This is a genomic window from Massilia sp. IC2-476 (genome assembly GCF_020707295.1).
GTDB lineage: Bacteria > Pseudomonadota > Gammaproteobacteria > Burkholderiales > Burkholderiaceae_D > Telluria.
On the sequence record NZ_JAJFER010000005.1, the window covers coordinates 321848 to 340744 of the forward strand.

Consider the following 18897-nt stretch of genomic DNA (forward strand, 5'->3'; position numbering starts at 1 on the left):
AACGGGCGCTTGGTGAAGCACCAAGCGCCCGTTGTCATGTCAATCGCAGGTTACTTACTGCACGACGGTCTGCGCCTGGCCTTCTTCGCGCGCGCGGATCTCGCCGATGCGGTACACGGTCTCGCCGGCCGCCTGCAGCTGGGCCATGGCGGCGTCCGCGTTCTCTTTCGAGACGATCACGGTCATGCCGATGCCGCAGTTGAACACGCGATGCATCTCCGCATCCGCCACGCCGCCATGCTGCTGCAGCCACTGGAACAGCGGCGGCAGGGTCCACGATTTCGCATCCAGCACGGCGGTCAGATTGTCGGCCAGCACGCGCGGGATGTTCTCGACCAGGCCGCCGCCGGTGATGTGCACCATGCCCTTCACTTCCATCGACTGCATGAGCGCGAGCAGCGGCTTGACGTAGATGCGGGTCGGGGCCATCAGCACGTCGGCCAGCTTGCGGCCGTGGAAATCGGCTTCCAGGTCGGGCTTGGCGACCGAAATGATCTTGCGCACCAGCGAGTAGCCGTTGGAGTGGATGCCCGACGAGGCCAGGCCCAGCACCACGTCGCCCGGGACGATCTTGCTACCATCGATGATCTGCGATTTTTCCACCGCGCCGACGGCGAAGCCAGCCAGGTCGTATTCGCCGTCCGGGTACATGCCCGGCATCTCGGCGGTCTCGCCGCCCAGCAGGGCGCAGCCGGACTGCTCGCAGCCCTGGGCAATGCCGGCGACCACGCTGGTGGCGGTGGCCACGTCCAGCTTGCCGCATGCGAAATAATCGAGGAAGAACAGCGGCTCGGCGCCCTGCACCAGGATGTCGTTGACGCTCATGGCGACCAGGTCGATGCCGACCGTGTCGTGGCGGTTCAGTTCGAAGGCAAGCTTGAGCTTGGTGCCGACGCCGTCGGTACCCGAGACCAGGACCGGCTCCTTGAACTTCTTGCTGATCTCGAACAGGCCGCCAAAACCGCCGATGCCACCGAGGACGCCTTCGCGCATGGTGCGCTTGGCAAGGGGCTTGATCGCTTCGACCAGGGCATCGCCCGCGTCGATGTCGACGCCGGCGTCACGGTAGGAGAGGGAAACATTAGATGGTTGGCTCATGGTATTTGGCAGCGGAGGCGGTAAAATAGAAGGCGGCAGACCCAAACCTGGTCAATCCGCTATTTTAGCAAAACAGCCCCGCCCAACCGCATTTCCGGTCTTTTTGGCCTGATTTGCTTGGCAAAAACGCAAAGATAACAAGAACACGCATGCCATTCTTCCTCACTCCGGAGCAAAAACAATCCGCATTCTGGTTGGCGCTCTGGCTGGCGGTGGCGCTTCTGCTGTACACCCTGGGGCCGATCCTGTCGCCCTTCATCGCGGCCGCGATCCTGGCCTACATGCTGGGCGGCGCAGTCGACCGGCTGGCGCGGGTGCGCCTGGGCAAGCGCAGGATGCCGCGCGTGGTGGCGGTGTCGGTCGTGCTGGCCGCCTTCTCTACCTGCGTCGTGGCCCTGTTCCTGACCGTGGTGCCGGTGCTGCGCGCCGAGATCCCCCTGCTGCAGGCCAAGATTCCCGCCTTCTTCACCTGGCTCGACACCTTTGTCTCGCCCTGGCTGGCCGGCTACGGCATTAACGTGAAACTCGACAGCGCCGGCCTGCGCGAACTGCTGCAGCAGCAGGTGGCGGCCGGCGGCGACGACCTCTGGACCTCGGTGCTGGCCAAGGTGCGGGTCGGCGGCAGCGCCGTGCTGGGCTGGATCGCCACGCTCACCCTGGTGCCGGTGGTGCTGTTCTACCTGCTGCTCGACTGGCACCAGCTGCTCGCGCGCATCGAAGGCGCGATCCCGCGCCGCTGGGCGCCCCAGGTAAGCGGCATGGCGGCGGAAGCGGATGGCCTGCTGGCCCAGTACCTGCGCGGCCAGCTGCTGGTGATGATCGTGCTGGCCGTGTACTACTCGGCGGCGCTGGCCATGGTCGGGCTGGACGTGGCGCTGCCGGTGGGCGTACTCACCGGCCTGCTGGGCTTCGTCCCCTACCTCGGCTTTGGCCTGGGCATGCTGCTGGCCCTGGTGGCGGCGCTGCTGCAGTTCCCGGGTTGGGTGGCGCTGGCCTGGGTGGTGGCGATCTACACGCTGGGCCAGCTGATCGAAAGCTTCATCCTGACGCCGCGCCTGGTGGGCGAACGCATCGGCCTGCACCCGCTGGCCGTGATCTTCGCCCTGATGGCCTTTGGCGAGCTGTTCGGCTTTGCCGGCGTGCTGCTGGCGCTGCCCGCCTCGGCGGTGCTAATGGTCGGTTTCCGCCATGTGCGTGCCCACTATTTGCGCAGCAGCTTTTATAATGCCGAACGCACATGACCTATCCCGAATGAGACCGACGACGCCATGAAGCAGCTGGTGCTCGATTTAGGCGCCGAGCCGGCGCACAGCCTCGACACCTTCCAGGTGGGCGAGAATGCCGAACTGGCGCACCTGATGCACCAGTTCGCGCAGCGTGCTTCGCGCGAGCATTTCGCCTACCTGTGGGGCGACACCGGCGCCGGCAAGACCCACCTGCTGCAGGCGCTGGCGGCCAGCCCGGCCTCGCGTTATATCCCCTTCGACGCTCCGGTGGACCAGTTCGTCCACACCGAGGACGTGACGCTGTATCTGCTGGACGACTGCGACCGCCTGTCGCCGCAGCGCCAGATCGACGCCTTTGCCCTGTTCAACCAGATCCGCGAACACGGCGCCTACATGGTCAGCACCGGTCCGGTGCCGCCGGGCGTGCTGGGGGTGCGCGAAGACCTGCGCACGCGCATGGGCTGGGGCCTGGTGTACCAGATCAAGGGCCTGTCCGACGACGAGAAGATCGCGGCGCTGACCCAGGCCGCGGAAGCGCGCGGTTTGACGCTGTCGGCCAGCGTGTTACCCTATTTGTTGTCTCACTTCAAGCGCGACATGCGGTCGCTGGCGACGATGCTGGACGCGCTCGACCAGTATTCGCTCGAGACCCAGCGCCCGGTCACCCTGCCCCTGCTGCGTGATTTGTTGCTGCAAGAAAACCAGCAGTCGGAAACCAAAGAATGAAAAACCTTGCGCTGTTCGACCTCGACCACACCCTGCTGCCGATCGATTCGGATTACGAGTGGGGCGAGTTCCTGGTCCGCATAGGCGCCGTGGACGAAACCGCCTTCCGCCGCCGCAACGACGAGTTCTTCGCCCAGTACCAGGCGGGCGTGCTCGACCCGGTCGAGTACCTCGAGTTCGCCCTCGGCACCCTGGCGCGCTTCCCGCGCGCAGAGCTGGACGCCATCTACGACCGCTACATGCGCGAGGTCATCGAACCTGCGATCCGGCCGCAGGCGCTGGCGCTGGTACGCCGGCACCAGGAAGCCGGCGACCTGGTGGCCATCATCACCGCCACCAACTACCACATCACGGCGCCGATCGCGGCGCGTTTCGGCGTCGAGCACCACATCGGCGCCATGCCGGAATACGATGCGCAGGGCAACCTGACCGGAAAGCTGGTCGGCACCCCGACTTCGGGCCCGGGCAAGATCACGCACATGCACGCCTGGCTCGAGCGCCTCGGCCACACCTTCGAATCGTTCGAGCGCTGCCACTTCTACAGCGACTCGCACAATGACCTGCCGCTGCTGTCCATCGTCAGCCATCCGGTCGCCACCAACCCGAGCGCCAGGCTCGCCGCCCACGCGCAGGCGCAGGGTTGGCCAACTATCCATCTCTTCAATGATTAAGAAATTCATCCGCAAGATCCTCGGCGTGAAAGACGACGGCCGCGACCCGACCCAACCGGTCATGCTTGGTCCGGACGAGCACAAGATCGACCCGCGCAACGTGTCCCGCAATGCGATCACGGTCACCCAGACCCTGCAGGACGCCGGCTTCAAGGCCTTTGTCGTCGGCGGCGCAGTGCGCGACCTGCTCCTGGGTGTGAAGCCCAAGGACTTCGACATCGCCACCGACGCCACGCCCGAGCAGGTCAAGCGCCTGTTCCGCCGCGCCTTCATCATCGGGCGCCGCTTCCAGATCGTGCACGTGATGTTCGGCCAAGACCTGCTGGAAGTGACCACCTTCCGCGGCAACGGCAGCGACAATGCGCCGAAGGATGAACACGGCCGCGTCCTGCGCGACAACAACTTCGGCCCGCAGCACGAAGATGCGGCGCGGCGCGACTTCACCATCAATGCGATGTACTACGATCCGGCCACCCAGACGGTGCTGGACTACCACGGCGGCATCGAGGACATCCGCGCCAAGCTACTCCGCATCATCGGCGTGCCGGAAGCGCGTTATCGCGAAGACCCGGTGCGCATGCTGCGCGTGGTGCGTTTCGCCGCGAAGCTCGGCTTCACCATCGAGCCGAGCACGCGCGCCCCGATTCCCGTCATGGCGCCGCTGATCGACAACGTGCCGGCGGCGCGCGTGTTCGACGAGATGCTCAAGCTCCTGCTGTCGGGTCACGCGCTGGCCTGCCTGAAGGAGCTGCGCTCGGCCGGCCTGCACCATGGCCTGCTGCCGCTGCTCGACGTGGTGCTGGAGCAGCCGATCGGCATGAAGTTCGTCACGCTTGCCCTGGAATCGACCGACGGCCGGGTCAAGGCCGGCAAGGGCGTCTCGCCCGGCTTCCTGTTCGCTTCGCTGCTGTGGCACCAGGTGCTGGAAAAGTGGAACGCCTATCGCGCTGCCGGCGAAGCGCCGATTCCCGCCCTGCACCTGGCGGCCGACGACGTGCTGGAGACCCAGACCGAGAACCTGGCCCTGCAGCGCCGCATCGCCACCGACATGCGCGACATCTGGGCCATGCAGCCGCGCTTCGAGCGCCGCACCGGCAAGGCCCCTTACAAACTGCTCGAACACCCGCGCTTCCGCGCCGGCTACGACTTCCTGCTGCTGCGCTGCGAATCGGGCGAGCTGCCGGGCGAGATCGGCGAATGGTGGACCGCGTTCTATGCGGCCGAAGGCGGCGAGCGCGAAGCCCTGCTGGCGGCGGCGAATGCGCGTCCGCGCAACGGCGAAGCGGGTACGGGGCAGAAGCGCAAGCGTCCGCCGCGCCGCGGCCCGCGCCGTTCCGGCGGCGAAGGCGCCGCACCGCAAGCCCAGGGCGGCGGCGAGGAATGATCGCCTACGTCGGCATCGGCGCCAACCTGGGCGACGCGCAGGCCAACGTGCTCGACGCGTTGCGCCGGCTCGCCCTGCTGGACGGCACCACCGTGATCGAAACCTCGGGCCTGTACCGCACGATGCCGGTCGATTCGACCGGCCCGGACTACATCAATGCGGTGGCCTGCATCGACACCAGCTTCGATCCCTACGAACTCCTGGGCGCGCTGCAGGACATCGAACAGGCGCACGGCCGCGAGCGCCCCTACCGCAACGCGCCGCGCACCCTCGACCTCGACCTGCTGCTGTACGGTGACCAGCAGATTGCGAGCGAGACCCTGACGGTGCCCCATCCGCGCATGCACGAGCGCGGCTTCGTGCTGGCCCCGCTGGCCGAGATCGCGCCAGATCTGGCGATCCCGGGCCTCGGCCCGATCCACGACTACCTGCCGCTGGTCGCCAGCCAGGCGGTCCGCAAGGTGTTCTGACATGGGCCTGCCCGTCTGGTTCCAGACCGCCGGCCTGCTGGTGCTGTCGAACATCTTCATGACCTTCGCCTGGTACGGCCACCTGAAGAGCCTCAACAACCGCGCCTGGTACATCGCGGCCCTGATCAGCTGGGGCATCGCCCTGTTCGAGTACCTGCTGCAGGTGCCGGCAAACCGCATCGGCCACACCCAGTTCAGCCTCGCCCAGCTGAAGATCATGCAGGAAGCGATCACGCTCAGCGTGTTCGTGCCCTTCGCCATGCTCTACATGAACGAGCCGTTCAAGCTCGACTATGTGTGGGCGGCGCTGTGCCTGGTCGGAGCGGTGTACTTTATCTTCCGTTCCTGACGCTGCAGGTTTGCGCGCGCCGGATTACACTACGCGTTTTCCGAACGATCGTTTTAAAGGATTCCCATGAGCGCTTATCTGCAGGGCCAGGACCCAGCCGCCAACGACGCACCCAAGCCGGTGCGCAAGGCCGTGACCGCGCCCTCGCTGCTGGCCATGCGCGCGGCAGGCGACAAGATCACCATGCTGACCGCCTACGACGCCAGCTTCGCCTCGCTGATGGACCGCTGCGGCGTGGAAGTGCTGCTGATCGGCGACTCGCTGGGCATGGTCTGCGCCGGCTACGACTCGACCCTGCCGGTGACGGTGCCGGATGTGGCTTACCACACGGCCTCGGTCGCGCGCGGCAACAAGCTTGCGCTTGTCCTGGCCGATATGCCCTTCGGCAGCTACACCACCCCGGTCGAGGCCTACAACAATGCCGTGACCCTGATGCGCGCGGGGGCCCAGATGGTCAAGATCGAGGGCGGCGCCTGGCTGGCCGAGACCGTGCGCTTCCTGGTCGAGCGCGGCATCCCGGTGTGCGCCCACATCGGCCTGACCCCGCAGTTCGTGCATGCCTTCGGCGGCTTCAAGGTGCAGGGCAAGACCGACGCCGCGGCCGAGCAGTTGAAAGCCGATGCCCTGGCGCTGCAGGCGGCGGGCGCATCGCTGGTCGTGCTGGAAGCGATTCCCGCGGGCCTCGGCAAGGAAGTCACCGAACTGCTCACCATCCCGACCATCGGCATCGGCGCCGGGCCGGACTGCTCCGGCCAGGTGCTGGTGATGCACGACCTGCTGGGCGTGTTCCCGGGCCGCAAGGCGCGCTTCGTGCGCAACTTCATGGAAGGCCAGACCAGCATCGACGGCGCGGTCAAGGCCTATGTGGCGGCGGTGAAGGACGGCAGCTTCCCGGCGCCGGAACACTGCTTCTGAGGAGAAAAGCCATGAACGGGCAAGCCAATACCACCCGCCTGTTCCTGGCTCTCTGGCCCGATCCCCCGCTGCGCCATCTCCTGACGGAGTGGCGCAATGCCTGGGGATGGACAAAGGGCGCAGCTCCCGTCCACAGCGACAAGCTGCACGTCACCCTGCACTTCCTCGGCGCCCTGCCGAGCGAGCGGCTGCCCGAGCTGCTGGACGGTTTCGCCGTGCCCTTCGAAGCCTTTCGCCTCGACCTCACGCGCGCGGCCCTGTGGCACAACGGGATCGCGGTGCTGGAGCCGGATCTCACGCCACCCGGCCTGGCCGCCCTGCATGCGCGCCTGGCAGAGGCCCTGGTGAACCTTGGCCTGCAGCCGGAAGCGCGCCGCTATCGCCCGCACGTGACGATGGCGCGCCGTGCTACCGGCTCCACCATCCCCCTGGACGGTCCACCGTTGCTGTGGGACGTGCGCGGCTATGCGCTGGTGGAATCGAAGAACGGCGTCTATACCGTCCTGCGCGAATACGCCTGACGTAAGCAGACCGCCTACGCGGCCAATCCTTTTTGCAGCAACTCGGCGACCAGTTCGTTCAGCTCGACGCCGCGTTCCTTGCTCAGTGCCTGCAGCTGCTTGACCAGGTCGCCGTTGAGCTTGACCGCGAACGGCACCAGTCCGAGCGCGCGGTCGCGGTCGCGCTGTTCGCGGCGATCCAACGTCGCGCCCTTGGCTGCCGCGCCAAAGCTCGCGTTCTGCGCACCCATCTGGTTCTTCAGTTTTTCGGCGTCTTTCTTTGCCAGGTCAGTTCGTTTCATCTTGTGCCTCTAAGTTGTAGAAGCGGATTTTACCTGTTAGGGCGCCCTTCCGACGGCCTGTATTTCATGCTTGCGATAAGCGGGACTGATGCGCGCATGCTCGACCGCGTCCCACAGGCGCGCAGCCAACTGCGGGTTCCTTGCCGCGAAGGCATGCGACAGTACCAGGTAATAGGCCTGCTCTAACAGCGGCACCGGCAGCACCTCGAGGCGGTCCGCGTAGCTGCTGCGCATCAGCTGCGCGGTCGTGCGGCCGCCCAGCGCGGCGCCGGCCAGGCGTCCGGCCACCAGCTTCTGGGCCAGTTCGTCAGCGCGCTGGCTGCCCTCGTCGATCGCCACGCCGTGCGCACGCAGGAAGTCGCCGACCGAGTAGCCGAGCTGGAAGCCGATGCGGCCGTCCAGGTTGTGGAACTTCTTGCCGTCCCAGTCGAGGCGGCTGCCGCGCGGACGCACCAGCACATATGAATCCATGTGCATGCGCTTGGAGGTGTCGGCATGCGGGTTGTCGACGCCGGCGACGACGCCCGGATAGGCGCCGAGCACCATGCGGTCGCGTTTGAAGCTGACCGAGAAAGCGCCGTCGACCTGATTGGCCTTGAGCTGTTCCAGGCAGCGCTTCCAGGGCATGCTCTGGTAGTCGAAACTGACGCCGGTACGCCGCGCGACGTCGGCCAGCAGCTCGAAATTCAGGCCATCGAAATTCAGGGTGCGCCACGGGCGGACTTCCTGGCGCTCGAAGCACAGGGTGACGCGTTCCCCGGGCGCAGCCTGCGCCGGGGCGCAGCAGACAGCAAGCAGCAGGAGAAGAACGCGGCGCATACGGTGGAGGCAAGCTTGATCGGACAACGCAAGTATGCCACCAGAAGTTTCCAAGCAACATGCAATTCGGATAAGCGGCGTGAAAACAACGCGCCCGGGCGTCACCGGCTGGCCAGCACCTCGCCTAGCGACCTGGCTTGCGGTGCATAGGTCTGCATACCCACGCCTGCGCCGGCGACCAGCAGCGTGGTCAGCACAAAAGGCAGCATTGTGCGCTTCAGGGCGGCGAACATCCAGTGCTGCGGGTCGAGGCCACGCAGGCGCCGGTACAGGCCGGCGGCCAGCAGGAAGTCCACCAGAATCTCGGCGAACAGGATCGGCGCCGACCAGATCACGAACAGGGAAGACAGCGCCAGGCCCAGGGCCAGCAGGATGACGGCCAGCGGGATCGCCGCTTCCTCCGCCTGTGCGATGGTCTCGAAGGGCTTGTCGACGATGGCGCCGACGCTGCTGTCGCCGCTGTCGAAATTGGCGCTGGCGCCGCCGCCGTCGAAGGTTCCGCCACCGCCGGCGAAATCCGCAGCCGGCCCGCAGCCACCGCCACCGCTATCCGACGGTATCGGCACGAGATCGAGATAATCCGCCGCGCTGGTGCGCAGCCACAGCCAGAGCAGCAGCAGGAAAGCGATGTAGGCGACGCCCATGGCCAGCAGGTAGCGCAGCGCCATCGTGTCGATGCCGGCGTGGAGCATGCCCACCGACGCCCCGAAACCCGCCAGCCCGGTCAGCGACACCAGGATGAACATCTGGACACGGGGGAAACTTTCGCGCATCAGGCGGGCGCGCATGCTGCGCACGGCGTGCTCGCGCACCAGTGGGCGCAACAGGCGGGTGCGCAGGTTGGGATTGCTCATCGTGGGCCTTTCGCAAGCAGCTCGACGGTAGCGATCTTCGCACACCGCGGGCGGCGCGCACAGCCCCCTCAGTCGGCGACCTGGCGCTTGATGATCCCGGCGCTCAGCGCGATCACGAGCCCCGACAGCGACAGCATGCCCAGCGCCACCATGACGCTGGCCTGCGATGCGATATAGCCCAGCACGGGCGGCGCCAGCAGCAAGCCGCCGTAACCCAGGGTCGCCACCGCCGCCACGCCTGCCCCCGCGCTCATGCCGGGGATGCGCGAAGCCGCGCCGAACAGCAGCGGCACCACATTGGCCGCGCCGATGCCGATCAGGCAGAAGCCCGCGGCCGACAGCAGGAAGTGGGTGCTCAGCACCGCCGTGGCCAGGCCCGCGAACATGGCCAGCCCGCCCAGCACCATCACGCGCAGCGCGCCGAAGCGCCCGATCAGGCGGTCGCCGGCGAAGCGGCAGGCCGCCATCGCGATCGAGAAGGCCGAATAGGCCAGCGCCGCCCTGGCCGGCTCTGCGCCGGTGCGCTCCTGCATCAGGAGTGCGCTCCAGTCGACCAGTGCGCCTTCCACCGCGAAGCACAGCAGGGCCAGCAGGCCCAGGCTCACCGCCGCGCCGCGCGGCAGCTGGAAGTGGCTGCCGGCTTCATGACTCGGGGCGAAGGCCATCACGCGCGGCGCCGCCAGCGCCAGCACGATCGCGGTCAGGATCGCCATCGCCAGCGCGCCCTGCCCGTCGCCCCAGCCCTGCTTGAGGATCACACCGCCCAGCGCCGCGCCGATCAATCCGCCCAGGCTGAAAAAGCCGTGGAAGGACGACATGGTCGGCACGCCGCGCGCCGTCTCGACTTCGCTGGCATTGGCGTTCATCGCCACGTCCAGCGCACCGTTGGTGACGCCGAAGGCGAACGCCGCCGCGAACAGCAGCGGCAGCGCATCGACGTTCATGATCAGCGCCAGCATCGGGGTGAAGGCGAAGCCGGACCAGAGGGTCATGCGGCGCGTGCCCCAGCGCGCGGTGAAGCCGCCCATCAGCGGCATCGCCAGCAGGGCGCCGGCGGCGATGGTGAGCAGGACCATGCTCAGGGTCGCGGTGTCGATGCCGGCGCGCGCCTGCACCACCGGCACGTGTGCGGCCCACAGGCCGATGCCGGCGCCGTTGAGCAGGAAGACGGTCGAGATCGACCAGCGTGCGGCCGCGAGGGAGGAGGTGTGCGTGGTGGTCATGTACGCGCCTTTGCGGCAATGCGCAGGTCGAGCGCCGGGTGCGCGTCGCGCAGGCCGGCGATGGTATCGAGGGGGGCGTCGGCTTCGAGCACCAGGTGGTCGAGTTCAGCCAGGCGGGCAAATGCGAAGGGCGCGCTGCCGTCCAGGCGCTCGTTCAGGACCGCGGCCGCGCGCCGGGTGCTGCCTGTCACCATGGCGGCTTTGATGGTCGCTTCTTCGGCGTCGGATGCGGCCAGCCCGCGTTTGGCGTCGAGCGCGCAGACGCCGACGATGCACAGGTCGGCGCGCAGCTGCTGCAGCTCGGCCAGGGTCCAGGCGCCCAGCACTGCCCCGGTGGCGGCGTGATAGGTCCCGCCCAGCAGCACGATCCGGGTGCGGCGAAAGTCGCCCAGGGCCAGCGCCACCTGCGGGCTGTTGGTGACGACGGTCGCGGCATGGCCGTCTTCCAGCAGGCGCGCCACCGCCAGGTTGGTCGAGCCGGCGTCGATCAACACCGTGTCGCCCGGACGGATGCAGTCGCGCAGGCCGTGGGCCAGCGCGGCCTTGCGCACCACGTCGCGTTCCAGGCGCTCGCCGAAACTGGCTTCGCGCGTGCGCCGCACAGCGCCGCCGTGCACGCGCCGCAGCAGGCCGGCGGCGTCGAGGTCGCGCAGGTCGCGCCGGATGGTGTCTTCGGAGGTGTCGAGGCGCTGGGCCAGTTCGGCCGCCAGCACCCGCCCTTCGCGCTCGACGGCATCGAGGATCGATTGACGCCGTTCTTCTGCAAGCTGCATGTTTTCTCCTGATGAATCCGCCTGATTCTACACAAGTACGCAAAAACATGCAGATCAACGCATAAAAACGCACATTCCGGCATTGCAGATGCTGTCATGCATACAACAACTAACCACTAAGAACGTATCCGCCCTCACAAGAAGTTGTTACACTTCATAAACTTAAGTAAGAGAAACATCATGGACAAGTCCGCTTCCATCCTCATCGTCGACGACTACCTCCTGATCCGCACCCACGTGCGCCAGGTGCTGGCCGAGCTCGGTTTCCTGAACGTGTTCCAGGCCGATAACGGCAAGACCGCCCAGGACCTCATGCGCAAGCAGCAGATCGACATCGTGGTGGGCGACTGGGGCATGCCGGTGATGAGCGGGATCGACCTGCTCAAGTGGATGCGGACCGATCACCGTTATGCGAACACGCCGTTCATGATGCTTACCGCGGAAGCCAATCCGCAATCGGTGCGCACCGCGCTGCAGGCCGGCGTCAACGCCTACATGATCAAGCCCTTCACGGTGCACAGCTTCGCCTGCAAGTTCATGAGCATGCTGGGCGTGCAGCTGGAGACCGCCCCGAGCCCGTTCGCGCGCCAGAACCCGCCGGCGCCGGTGCCGAAGCCACCTGCGCCCACCGCGGCACCCGTCCATGTGCCGCCGCCTTCCGCGCCCGCCGCCCCGGCCCTGCTGCCCGAATCGAACGTCATCGGCCTGGATGCGCCGATCGGCGAGCGGGTGAAGAAATCGACGGTGCTGATCGTGGACGACATCCCGACCAACATCGAAGTGCTGGCCGGCGTGCTGAAGGACGAATACGCGATCAAGGTCGCGATCAGCGGCAAGAAGGCGCTCGAGATCGCGGACGCCTTCCACATCGACCTGATCCTGCTCGACATCATGATGCCGGTGATGGACGGCTTCGAGACCTGCCGCCAGCTCAAGGCCAACCCGAAGACCGCCCACATCCCGATCATCTTCCTGTCGGCGCGCGACGGCACCGAGGACGTCGTGGCCGGCCTGCGCCTGGGCGCGGTGGATTACGTGTCTAAGCCGGCCGACCCGACCATCCTGAAGGCGCGCCTGTCGGCCCACCTGCTGCTGGCCACGGCCATGCAGGACGTCAAGCGCCAGAACGAACTCCTGATCGAGAATGCGCGCCTGCGCGAAGACGTCGAGCGCATGACGCGCCACGACCTGAAAAGCCCGATCGCAGTGGCGCTGCACGGCAGCCAGGCCCTGCTCTGCAGCCCGCTCACGCCGAACCAGCGCGAACAGGCCCACATGATCGAGACCGCGGCCGAGAACGCGCTCGAGATGATCAACCGTACCCTCGACGTCTACAAGATGGAACAGGGCAGCTACCAGCCGGCGCTGCAGGTGTTCGACCTGGGCGAGATGCTGGCCAAGGTCTGCCAGCAGGTCCGGCTCGCCTTCGACAGCAGCGACGTCACGGTCAGCTTCGAGGCGCCGCAGGACGTGACATGCCTGGGCGAGCCGCTGCTGTGCTACTCGCTGTTCAACAACGTGCTGAAGAACGCGATCGAGGCCTCGCCGCCAGGTGGCCGCGTCACGGTCAACATCGCGCCGGGCTATGGCAACCTGCACGTCATGATCGACAACGCCGGCGAAGTGCCGCCGGCGGCGCGCGAGCGCTTCTTCGAGAAGTACGCGCCATCCGACAAGATCGGCGGCAATGGGCTCGGCACCTACTCGATCCGCCTGATGGCCGAGGTGCAGGGCGGCAGCGTGGGCATGGACACGGGCCACGGGCGCACGCGCCTGACCATCACCCTGCCCTGCCCCTAAGCCCGGTTCCGGATTTCCTCATCCCGGATACCGAATCCCGCATTTCGCGTCATGGCAGATCCATCCGGTCCGTCCATGGGTGACAATCCGCCCATGATGACTTCACCCAACGCACCGCGCCACAGGCTGATGTGGCGGATCTACGCCCTGGTCTGGCTGGCCTATGCGGTTTTCCTGGCTGTCGCGGACCAGCTCGACAATGTGTCCGGCGGACGCTTCGACCTCCCCAGGTTCGCGCTGACGATCGTCAGCCTGATTCCTTCCGCACTGCTGCTGGCCCTGGTCTGGCCGCTGACCGGCTGGCTGGAGCGCCGCGAGTACAGCCTGCCCAGGATCCTCTCCATCCACATCGCTGCCGCCATCGCCTTCGCCGTCCTCGCGCAGGGGCCGTTCTGGTCGATCTTCAAGGCCGGCAAGCCGCTCAGCTGGTACATCTGGCCGCTGCTCTACCATGCCATGACCTACCTGCTCGGCGCCGGCATCTTCCACCTGATCCGCGCCGGCGAGAAGGCGCACCGCCAGGCGCTGGCCATGAAGGATGCGCAGAACCTGGTGATCGCCTCGGAGCTGAGTGCGCTGCGCAACAAGCTCAATCCGCACTTCCTGTTCAACACCCTGCACTCGATCATCGCGCTCACCCAGCGCAATCCGGCGGCCGCCGAGACCGCGCTGTTCCAGTTCTCGGACATGCTGCGCTATGTGCTCGACACCGAGCGCAGCGGCAGCGACCGCGTCACGCTCGACCAGGAGCTCGACTTCGTGCGCGACTACCTGGAACTGGAACAGCTGCGCCTGGGCCAGCGCCTGCACGTCGATTGGGACCTCGACGAGGACGCGGGCGACCATCCGCTGCCGGCCCTGTCGCTGCAGCCGCTGGTCGAGAACAGCATCAAGCACGCCTTCAACCCCCACACCCGGCCCGGCATCCTGCAGATCCGCACCCGGCGCGACGCCACCACGGGCGCCTTGACCATCACGGTGCGCGACACCGGCCCTGGCGCCGATCCGGCGTCGATCGCCAGCGCGCCGGGCCTAGGCCTGCGCACCATCGAACGGCGCCTGCAGCTGGACTACGGCAGCCGTGCCGCGATGCGCGTGCAGAGCGCGCCGGGCGCGGGATTCAGCGTATCGCTTACCATTCCGGCAGTCCGTGAGGAGAGCTTCGCATGAGCATGAAGACCGCGTTCTTCGCGGAAGACGAACCGCTGGCGCGCGACGTGCTGCGCGACGCCATCTATGCCCATCCGGGCCTGCGCCTGGTCGGCGAAGCGCTTGATGGCGCCAGCGCCCTGGCCCACATCACGCGCCTGCGTCCCGAGGTCGTGTTCATGGACATCCAGATGCCCGAGATGACCGGCCTGGAAGTGCTGCGCCGGCTCGACTACCTGCCGCACATCGTGTTCACCACCGCCTACGACCAGTATGCGGTGACGGCCTTCGAACTGCATGCGGTGGACTACCTGCTCAAGCCCTTCACCCAGGCGCGCTTCGCGGCTGCCGTCGCCCGCCTGCTGGAGGGGCCTGTGCATGGCCGCGAGTCGCTCGACAGCGCCTTGGTCCAGGCAACGAGCCTGCCCGCGCGGCTGGAGCGCATCCTGGTGCGCGACCGGGGCCGCATCTTCCCGCTCGCCGTGGGCGAGATCGAGTACATGAAGGCCGACTCGAAGTACACGGTGATCGCGGCGCGTGGCCAGAACTTCCTGGTCCGGATCGGCATCTCGGAACTCGAGGCCCAGCTCGACCCGGCGCGCTTCGTGCGCATCCACCGCTCGGCGCTGGTGAACCTGGACTTCGTGGAATCGATGCGCGCCGACGACCAGTCGCAGCTGCAGATCCACATGCGCGACGGCGCCGTGCTGGGGGCGAACCGGGATGCCTCGAAGGTGTTGCGGGACATGGCGATCTGAACGCGTGACAGACCGGATCGAAGGCTCCGTCGCAGCGATGGAGACGACGAGCGGGTAAAAACCTAAGGCATGTGCCGGCCCAGGGCCGTGACGATGTCCTGGGGGCTGACCGGCTTGACGAGGTGTTCGTCGAATCCCGCCTCCAGCGTCGCGCTGCGGTCGTGCTGCTGTCCCCAGCCCGTGACGGCGATCAGCGCAGCCTTCCTGCCCCAGTCCTGCCCGCGTACCCAGCGCGCCACCTCGAGCCCATTGGCATGCGGCATGCCGATGTCCAGCACCAGCGCGTCGGGCCGCCACTGATCGGCCATCCGGATGGCCTCGCGGCCGTCATAGGCCACCTGGACCGCGTAGCCTTCCATGCGCAGCACGTCGGCCAGCAGGTCTGCCGCGTCGATGTTGTCGTCGGCGACCAGCAGCCGCGCCTGCGTGCCTGCGGCCGCGACCAGGCCCGCCTCATCCTGTTCCGCCATGGCGCCGCCGTCCATGCACGGCAGTTCCACCCGGATCGTCGCGCCACGCCCGGCGCCTTCGCTAAGCGCCTCTACCCTTCCGCCATGCAGTTCGACCAGCCGGCGCACGACCGCCAGGCCGATGCCCAGGCCTTCCGGTCCGCCGCTGACCTTCGACTGCCCCTGCGAGAACATCTCGAACACGGACTCGAGCTGCTCGGGCGCGATCCCGGCGCCGTTGTCGGCCACCGTGACGACCGCCCGCTCGCCCTCGACGGCCGCGCGCACCACGATCGCCCCCGCCCCCGGGGTGAACTTGGCGGCATTGTTCAGCAGGTTGCTGACGATCTGGGTCAGGCGCACCTCGTCCCCCTCCACCATCACCGGCGCCGCGGGCAGGTCGAAGCGGATATCGTGCCCGAGCGACTCGATCAGTGCGCGTGTGCTCTCGTAGGCCAGCTCGATGGTGCGCCGGAGGTCGACCGGACGCCGGTCGAGTTCGATGCGATTGAGCGTGATGCGGCTCAGGTCGAGCAGGTCGTCGAGCAGGCGGCCCATGTGGCGGGTCTGGCGCGCAATCACGTCGCGCGCCTTGGCGATGGTGGCGGGCGTGCCCACGTGGCGCAGCATCTCGACCGAATAGCCGATGGCGGCCATCGGGTTGCGCAGTTCGTGCGCCAGCACCGACAGGAACTCGGTCTTTTGCCGGTTCGCCTTTTCCAGTTCGCGCTGCACGTCCTTGAGCGCGCTCACATCCACGATGGCCGCGACCACGCCGCGCACCCGCGCCTGCGCGTCGAACAGGGGCGCCGCATTGACCAGGATGGTGAGCGAGCGGCCATCCTCGAACTGCACGTCGAGCTCGTCGCCGCGCACCGGCCTGCCGAGCCGCGCCGCCATGCGCATCGGCCAGTCTTCCGGTTCGATCGGCTCGCCGGCGCGCAGGTAGCGATAGGGCCGCTCCTGCGTGCCGACCCGGTCATATCCGGCGCCGTGGTCGACGCCCAGCAGCGCCGAGAACGCAGGCGTGATCTCGATGTGGCGTGCCTCGGCATCGCGGCTGATGGCGATACCGACCGGCAGCACGTCGAGGATGGTCTGCAGCTCTTCCTGCTGCTTGCGCTGCGCCTCCTTGGCCATGACGTCAAGCGTCACGTCGCGCAGGGTGCCGATGACCAGGGACGCCCGGCTGCCATCGTGCTGCAGCAGCTTGGCGCTGCCGGCGATCCAGCGCAGCCCGCCGTCCGCGCCCAGCACCCGGAACTCGGCGGCGACGCGGCTGGACCCGTCCAGGACCGTGTTCCACAAGTCCTGCAGGCGGCCCAGGTCCTCCGGGTGCAGCTGGGCCAGCGCCGCGGCCGGGTCCTGGTGCACGAAGCCGGGCGGATGGCCGAACATCGGTCCGGCGTCCTCGGAACAGGACAGCTGCCTGCTCTCCAGGTCTACCTGCCAGGTCGCCATGCCGGCCGACTGCAGCGCGACCTCGAGCCGCGCCTTTGCCAGCGATTCGCGGGCCACCGATGCCTGCAGCCTGGCGCGGTTGTTCACCCGCTCGAAGCAGGCCAGCACGGCGAAGGGCACGCGCGGATAATGCTTGGGCGTCTTGGTGATGTAGTCGTCCAGCCCCTCTTTCATGGCGTCGACCGCCACTTCCTCGTTGCCGCTGCCGGTGAACATGATGACCGGCACCTCGGGATAGCGTCCCTTGATGTCGCGCAGCACCTCGGTGCCGACCGTCCAGCGCAGGCGGTAATCGGTCACGGCGACGTCGAAGCCGCCGGCGTCCAGGACCTCGGCCAGGCCGGCGCCGTCGCTGATGTGGCGCACCTCGATGGCCTCGATACGCAGCCTGAGCTCGCGCTCGACCAGGGCGCGGTCGTCCGGGTTGTCGTCGATGAGCAGGACCCGCAAAGGGGTCGTTGGGGTGATGGCTTCAGGCACCGGGCAACTCGATCCAGAAAGTCGATCCGATGCCCGGCGCCGACTCCACGCCGACGCTTCCCTGCATGCGCTCGACGCCCTTCTTGACGATCGCCAGCCCGATGCCGGTGCCCGGATATTCTTCTTCGCCATGGAGGCGCTCGAACACGTCGAACACGCGCTCCCGGGCCTCGTCCGCCATGCCGATGCCGTTGTCCTGGACCTCGATGCGGACCTGGCGGCCGTGGGCCTGCGCCACGACCAGCACCGCCGCGTGCGTATTCGGCCGCACGAACTTCACGGCATTGCCGAGCAGGTTGGTCAAGGCCTGCACCAGCACCGGCCGGTGCGCCTTCACCATCAAGTCATCGGGCACATCGACCTGGATGTCGGCGGCGCGATAGGTCGGTTCGCTCTGCAGGACCGACTGCGCATCCTGCACCACCTCGCGCAAGGACAGGCTGTCGGACCTGATTTCATCGCGCGACAGGCGCGCGAATTCCAGCAGGTCCGACACCATCAGGTCGATACGGCGCGCAATGGCGTTGATGCGCTCGACGTACTGTTCGAAATTGCTGAAGTCGCGCGCCGCCAGGTCCTGGCTCAACGCGGCCGCGTAGCCCTGGATGGTGCGCAGCGGCTCGCGCAGGTCGTGCGAGACCGAGAACCCGAAGGTCTCGAGCGCCTCGTTGGCCTCCTGCAGCTGGCGGGTGCGCTCGATGATGCGCTGTTCCAGCTCGGCGTTCAGGCGGTGGATCTCGGCGCCGGCGCGGCGCAACGAGGTGGCGTCTTCGACGATGCCGTCGATGGCGTCATGGCCGTTGACTTTCACGCGCACCAGCTTGACGACGTAGAAGCGCCCGGCCTCGTCGGTGGCCCCGAGTTCGGCCTGCAGTTCGGCGCTGTCGGACACCGCCTGCAGTTGCGGCAGGCGAGCCATGACCTGGTCGAGCAGCGGGTGGCGCAGGGAGTCCGGCGCACTGGGATCGCCTCCCAGCATGGTCCAGAAGGCGCGGTTGGCTTCTTCCAGCCGGCCTTCGAGCGACATGCGGAACACGCCGAGATGGATATTCTCGAGCAAGGCAGCCAGGCGGGTTTCGGAACGGATCGCACGGGCCCGGATCTCGTTGCGACCGAGGCAGGTGTGCACGGCGACCGGCAGGCGCGCATAGTGGCGCGGGCTCTTGATGACGTAGTCGTCCAGGCCGAGCTTCATCGCCTCGACGGCAATCTCCTGGGTGCCGGTAGCGGTGAACATGATGACCGGCATCTGCGCGTCGAAAGCCTTGACCTGCTTGAGGATGTCCAGCCCGGTGATCCAGCGCATCTGGAAATCGGTGATGACGATGTCGACGCGCAGCCCGGCCTGGAGCACCCGCTCCCAGCCGGCGCGGTCGCCCACTTCCTCGATCGTGCAGTCCGGCAGGTTGCGTTCGAGTTCGCGCCGCGCCAGCGCGCGGTCATCGGGGTTATCGTCGAGCAGCAGAATATCCAGAGTCATCGTTCGCAAT

Annotated in this window: 19 protein-coding genes; 11 read left to right on the forward strand and 8 right to left on the reverse strand. The window is 67.3% G+C overall.

Features of this window, described 5'->3' with window-relative positions; all coding sequences use genetic code 11:
- Nucleotides 1–54 precede the first annotated feature (54 nt).
- The gene (purM, locus tag LK539_RS15635) at nt 55–1098 is read right to left on the reverse strand and encodes a phosphoribosylformylglycinamidine cyclo-ligase (RefSeq protein ID WP_227801972.1); all 1044 of its coding nucleotides are present in this window, start codon (nt 1096–1098) and stop codon (nt 55–57) included.
- A gap of 149 nt (nt 1099–1247) precedes the next feature.
- Between purM and LK539_RS15640 the strand changes: the two genes are divergently transcribed.
- The 8 genes from LK539_RS15640 (at nt 1248) to thpR (ending at nt 7360) form a co-directional block, all read left to right on the forward strand.
- Nucleotides 1248–2339: an AI-2E family transporter gene (locus LK539_RS15640; protein WP_227801974.1), complete on the forward strand. Its 1092-nt coding sequence runs from the start codon at nt 1248–1250 to the stop codon at nt 2337–2339.
- A 27-nt stretch (nt 2340–2366) separates the two neighbouring features.
- Complete coding sequence (gene hda / locus LK539_RS15645; protein ID WP_227801975.1) at nt 2367–3050, forward strand: DnaA regulatory inactivator Hda; 684 nt, start codon at nt 2367–2369, stop codon at nt 3048–3050.
- The gene (locus LK539_RS15650) at nt 3047–3721 is read left to right on the forward strand and encodes an HAD family phosphatase (protein WP_227801976.1); all 675 of its coding nucleotides are present in this window, start codon (nt 3047–3049) and stop codon (nt 3719–3721) included. Before hda ends, LK539_RS15650 begins: the two co-directional genes overlap by 4 nt.
- Complete coding sequence (pcnB, locus tag LK539_RS15655) at nt 3714–5105, forward strand: polynucleotide adenylyltransferase PcnB (RefSeq protein ID WP_227801977.1); 1392 nt, start codon at nt 3714–3716, stop codon at nt 5103–5105. The genes LK539_RS15650 and pcnB overlap by 8 nt, the downstream gene beginning before the upstream one ends.
- Entirely contained in the window at nt 5102–5575 is a 474-nt protein-coding gene (gene folK / locus LK539_RS15660; RefSeq protein WP_227801978.1) for a 2-amino-4-hydroxy-6-hydroxymethyldihydropteridine diphosphokinase, read from the forward strand. Before pcnB ends, folK begins: the two co-directional genes overlap by 4 nt.
- A 1-nt stretch (nt 5576) precedes the next feature.
- A complete protein-coding gene (locus tag LK539_RS15665) occupies nt 5577–5924 on the forward strand; it encodes a DMT family protein (protein WP_227801979.1) in 348 nt (115 codons plus the stop codon).
- Nucleotides 5925–5990: 66 nt separating this feature from the next.
- Nucleotides 5991–6839, forward strand: coding sequence for a 3-methyl-2-oxobutanoate hydroxymethyltransferase (gene panB / locus LK539_RS15670; protein ID WP_227801980.1), 849 nt, complete (start codon nt 5991–5993; stop codon nt 6837–6839).
- A gap of 11 nt (nt 6840–6850) precedes the next feature.
- Nucleotides 6851–7360, forward strand: coding sequence for an RNA 2',3'-cyclic phosphodiesterase (gene thpR / locus LK539_RS15675; RefSeq protein WP_227801981.1), 510 nt, complete (start codon nt 6851–6853; stop codon nt 7358–7360).
- Nucleotides 7361–7374: 14 nt separating this feature from the next.
- Here thpR and LK539_RS15680 read toward each other — a convergent pair whose 3' ends face one another.
- The 5 genes from LK539_RS15680 to LK539_RS15700 form a co-directional block, all read right to left on the reverse strand.
- Nucleotides 7375–7641, reverse strand: a complete 267-nt coding sequence (locus LK539_RS15680) for a hypothetical protein (protein WP_227801983.1) — start codon at nt 7639–7641, stop codon at nt 7375–7377.
- Nucleotides 7642–7677: 36 nt separating this feature from the next.
- Nucleotides 7678–8460: an ABC transporter substrate-binding protein gene (locus tag LK539_RS15685; RefSeq protein ID WP_227801985.1), complete on the reverse strand. Its 783-nt coding sequence runs from the start codon at nt 8458–8460 to the stop codon at nt 7678–7680.
- Nucleotides 8461–8561: 101 nt separating this feature from the next.
- On the reverse strand, nt 8562–9314 hold the full coding sequence (locus LK539_RS15690) for a hypothetical protein (protein ID WP_227801987.1): 753 nt from the start codon (nt 9312–9314) through the stop codon (nt 8562–8564).
- 68 nt (nt 9315–9382) lie between these two features.
- Complete coding sequence (locus LK539_RS15695; protein WP_227801988.1) at nt 9383–10537, reverse strand: MFS transporter; 1155 nt, start codon at nt 10535–10537, stop codon at nt 9383–9385.
- Nucleotides 10534–11310, reverse strand: coding sequence for a DeoR/GlpR family DNA-binding transcription regulator (locus tag LK539_RS15700; RefSeq protein WP_227801990.1), 777 nt, complete (start codon nt 11308–11310; stop codon nt 10534–10536). Before LK539_RS15700 ends, LK539_RS15695 begins: the two co-directional genes overlap by 4 nt.
- A 180-nt stretch (nt 11311–11490) precedes the next feature.
- Here LK539_RS15700 and LK539_RS15705 point away from each other — a divergent pair, with 180 nt between their 5' ends.
- The 3 genes from LK539_RS15705 to LK539_RS15715 all read left to right on the forward strand — a co-directional run bounded on the left by LK539_RS15705 (nt 11491) and on the right by LK539_RS15715 (nt 15017).
- A complete protein-coding gene (locus LK539_RS15705; RefSeq protein WP_227801991.1) occupies nt 11491–13110 on the forward strand; it encodes a response regulator in 1620 nt (539 codons plus the stop codon).
- Between the two features lie 93 nt (nt 13111–13203).
- Nucleotides 13204–14280, forward strand: coding sequence for a sensor histidine kinase (locus LK539_RS15710; protein WP_227801992.1), 1077 nt, complete (start codon nt 13204–13206; stop codon nt 14278–14280).
- Nucleotides 14277–15017: a LytTR family DNA-binding domain-containing protein gene (locus tag LK539_RS15715; protein WP_227801993.1), complete on the forward strand. Its 741-nt coding sequence runs from the start codon at nt 14277–14279 to the stop codon at nt 15015–15017. The genes LK539_RS15710 and LK539_RS15715 overlap by 4 nt, the downstream gene beginning before the upstream one ends.
- A gap of 62 nt (nt 15018–15079) precedes the next feature.
- Here LK539_RS15715 and LK539_RS15720 read toward each other — a convergent pair whose 3' ends face one another.
- Nucleotides 15080–17407, reverse strand: coding sequence for a response regulator (locus tag LK539_RS15720; protein ID WP_227801994.1), 2328 nt, complete (start codon nt 17405–17407; stop codon nt 15080–15082).
- On the reverse strand, nt 17400–18887 hold the full coding sequence (locus tag LK539_RS15725; RefSeq protein WP_227801995.1) for an ATP-binding protein: 1488 nt from the start codon (nt 18885–18887) through the stop codon (nt 17400–17402). Before LK539_RS15725 ends, LK539_RS15720 begins: the two co-directional genes overlap by 8 nt.
- Between the last annotated feature and the right edge of the window lie 10 nt (nt 18888–18897).

Bases quoted from the DNA above. Each gene is read 5' to 3' on its own strand.
- LK539_RS15685 (WP_227801985.1), bottom strand. From the start codon at position 8,460: ATGCGCCGCGTTCTTCTCCTGCTGCTTGCTGTCTGCTGCGCCCCGGCG.
- LK539_RS15715 (WP_227801993.1), top strand. From the start codon at position 14,277: ATGAGCATGAAGACCGCGTTCTTCGCGGAAGACGAACCGCTGGCGCGC.
- LK539_RS15665 (WP_227801979.1), top strand. From the start codon at position 5,577: ATGGGCCTGCCCGTCTGGTTCCAGACCGCCGGCCTGCTGGTGCTGTCG.
- hda (WP_227801975.1), top strand. From the start codon at position 2,367: ATGAAGCAGCTGGTGCTCGATTTAGGCGCCGAGCCGGCGCACAGCCTC.
- LK539_RS15640 (WP_227801974.1), top strand. From the start codon at position 1,248: ATGCCATTCTTCCTCACTCCGGAGCAAAAACAATCCGCATTCTGGTTG.
- LK539_RS15680 (WP_227801983.1), bottom strand. From the start codon at position 7,641: ATGAAACGAACTGACCTGGCAAAGAAAGACGCCGAAAAACTGAAGAAC.
- LK539_RS15690 (WP_227801987.1), bottom strand. From the start codon at position 9,314: ATGAGCAATCCCAACCTGCGCACCCGCCTGTTGCGCCCACTGGTGCGC.
- LK539_RS15695 (WP_227801988.1), bottom strand. From the start codon at position 10,537: ATGACCACCACGCACACCTCCTCCCTCGCGGCCGCACGCTGGTCGATC.
- pcnB (WP_227801977.1), top strand. From the start codon at position 3,714: ATGATTAAGAAATTCATCCGCAAGATCCTCGGCGTGAAAGACGACGGC.
- thpR (WP_227801981.1), top strand. From the start codon at position 6,851: ATGAACGGGCAAGCCAATACCACCCGCCTGTTCCTGGCTCTCTGGCCC.
- LK539_RS15725 (WP_227801995.1), bottom strand. From the start codon at position 18,887: ATGACTCTGGATATTCTGCTGCTCGACGATAACCCCGATGACCGCGCG.
- purM (WP_227801972.1), bottom strand. From the start codon at position 1,098: ATGAGCCAACCATCTAATGTTTCCCTCTCCTACCGTGACGCCGGCGTC.
- folK (WP_227801978.1), top strand. From the start codon at position 5,102: ATGATCGCCTACGTCGGCATCGGCGCCAACCTGGGCGACGCGCAGGCC.
- panB (WP_227801980.1), top strand. From the start codon at position 5,991: ATGAGCGCTTATCTGCAGGGCCAGGACCCAGCCGCCAACGACGCACCC.
- LK539_RS15650 (WP_227801976.1), top strand. From the start codon at position 3,047: ATGAAAAACCTTGCGCTGTTCGACCTCGACCACACCCTGCTGCCGATC.
- LK539_RS15705 (WP_227801991.1), top strand. From the start codon at position 11,491: ATGGACAAGTCCGCTTCCATCCTCATCGTCGACGACTACCTCCTGATC.
- LK539_RS15700 (WP_227801990.1), bottom strand. From the start codon at position 11,310: ATGCAGCTTGCAGAAGAACGGCGTCAATCGATCCTCGATGCCGTCGAG.
- LK539_RS15710 (WP_227801992.1), top strand. From the start codon at position 13,204: ATGATGACTTCACCCAACGCACCGCGCCACAGGCTGATGTGGCGGATC.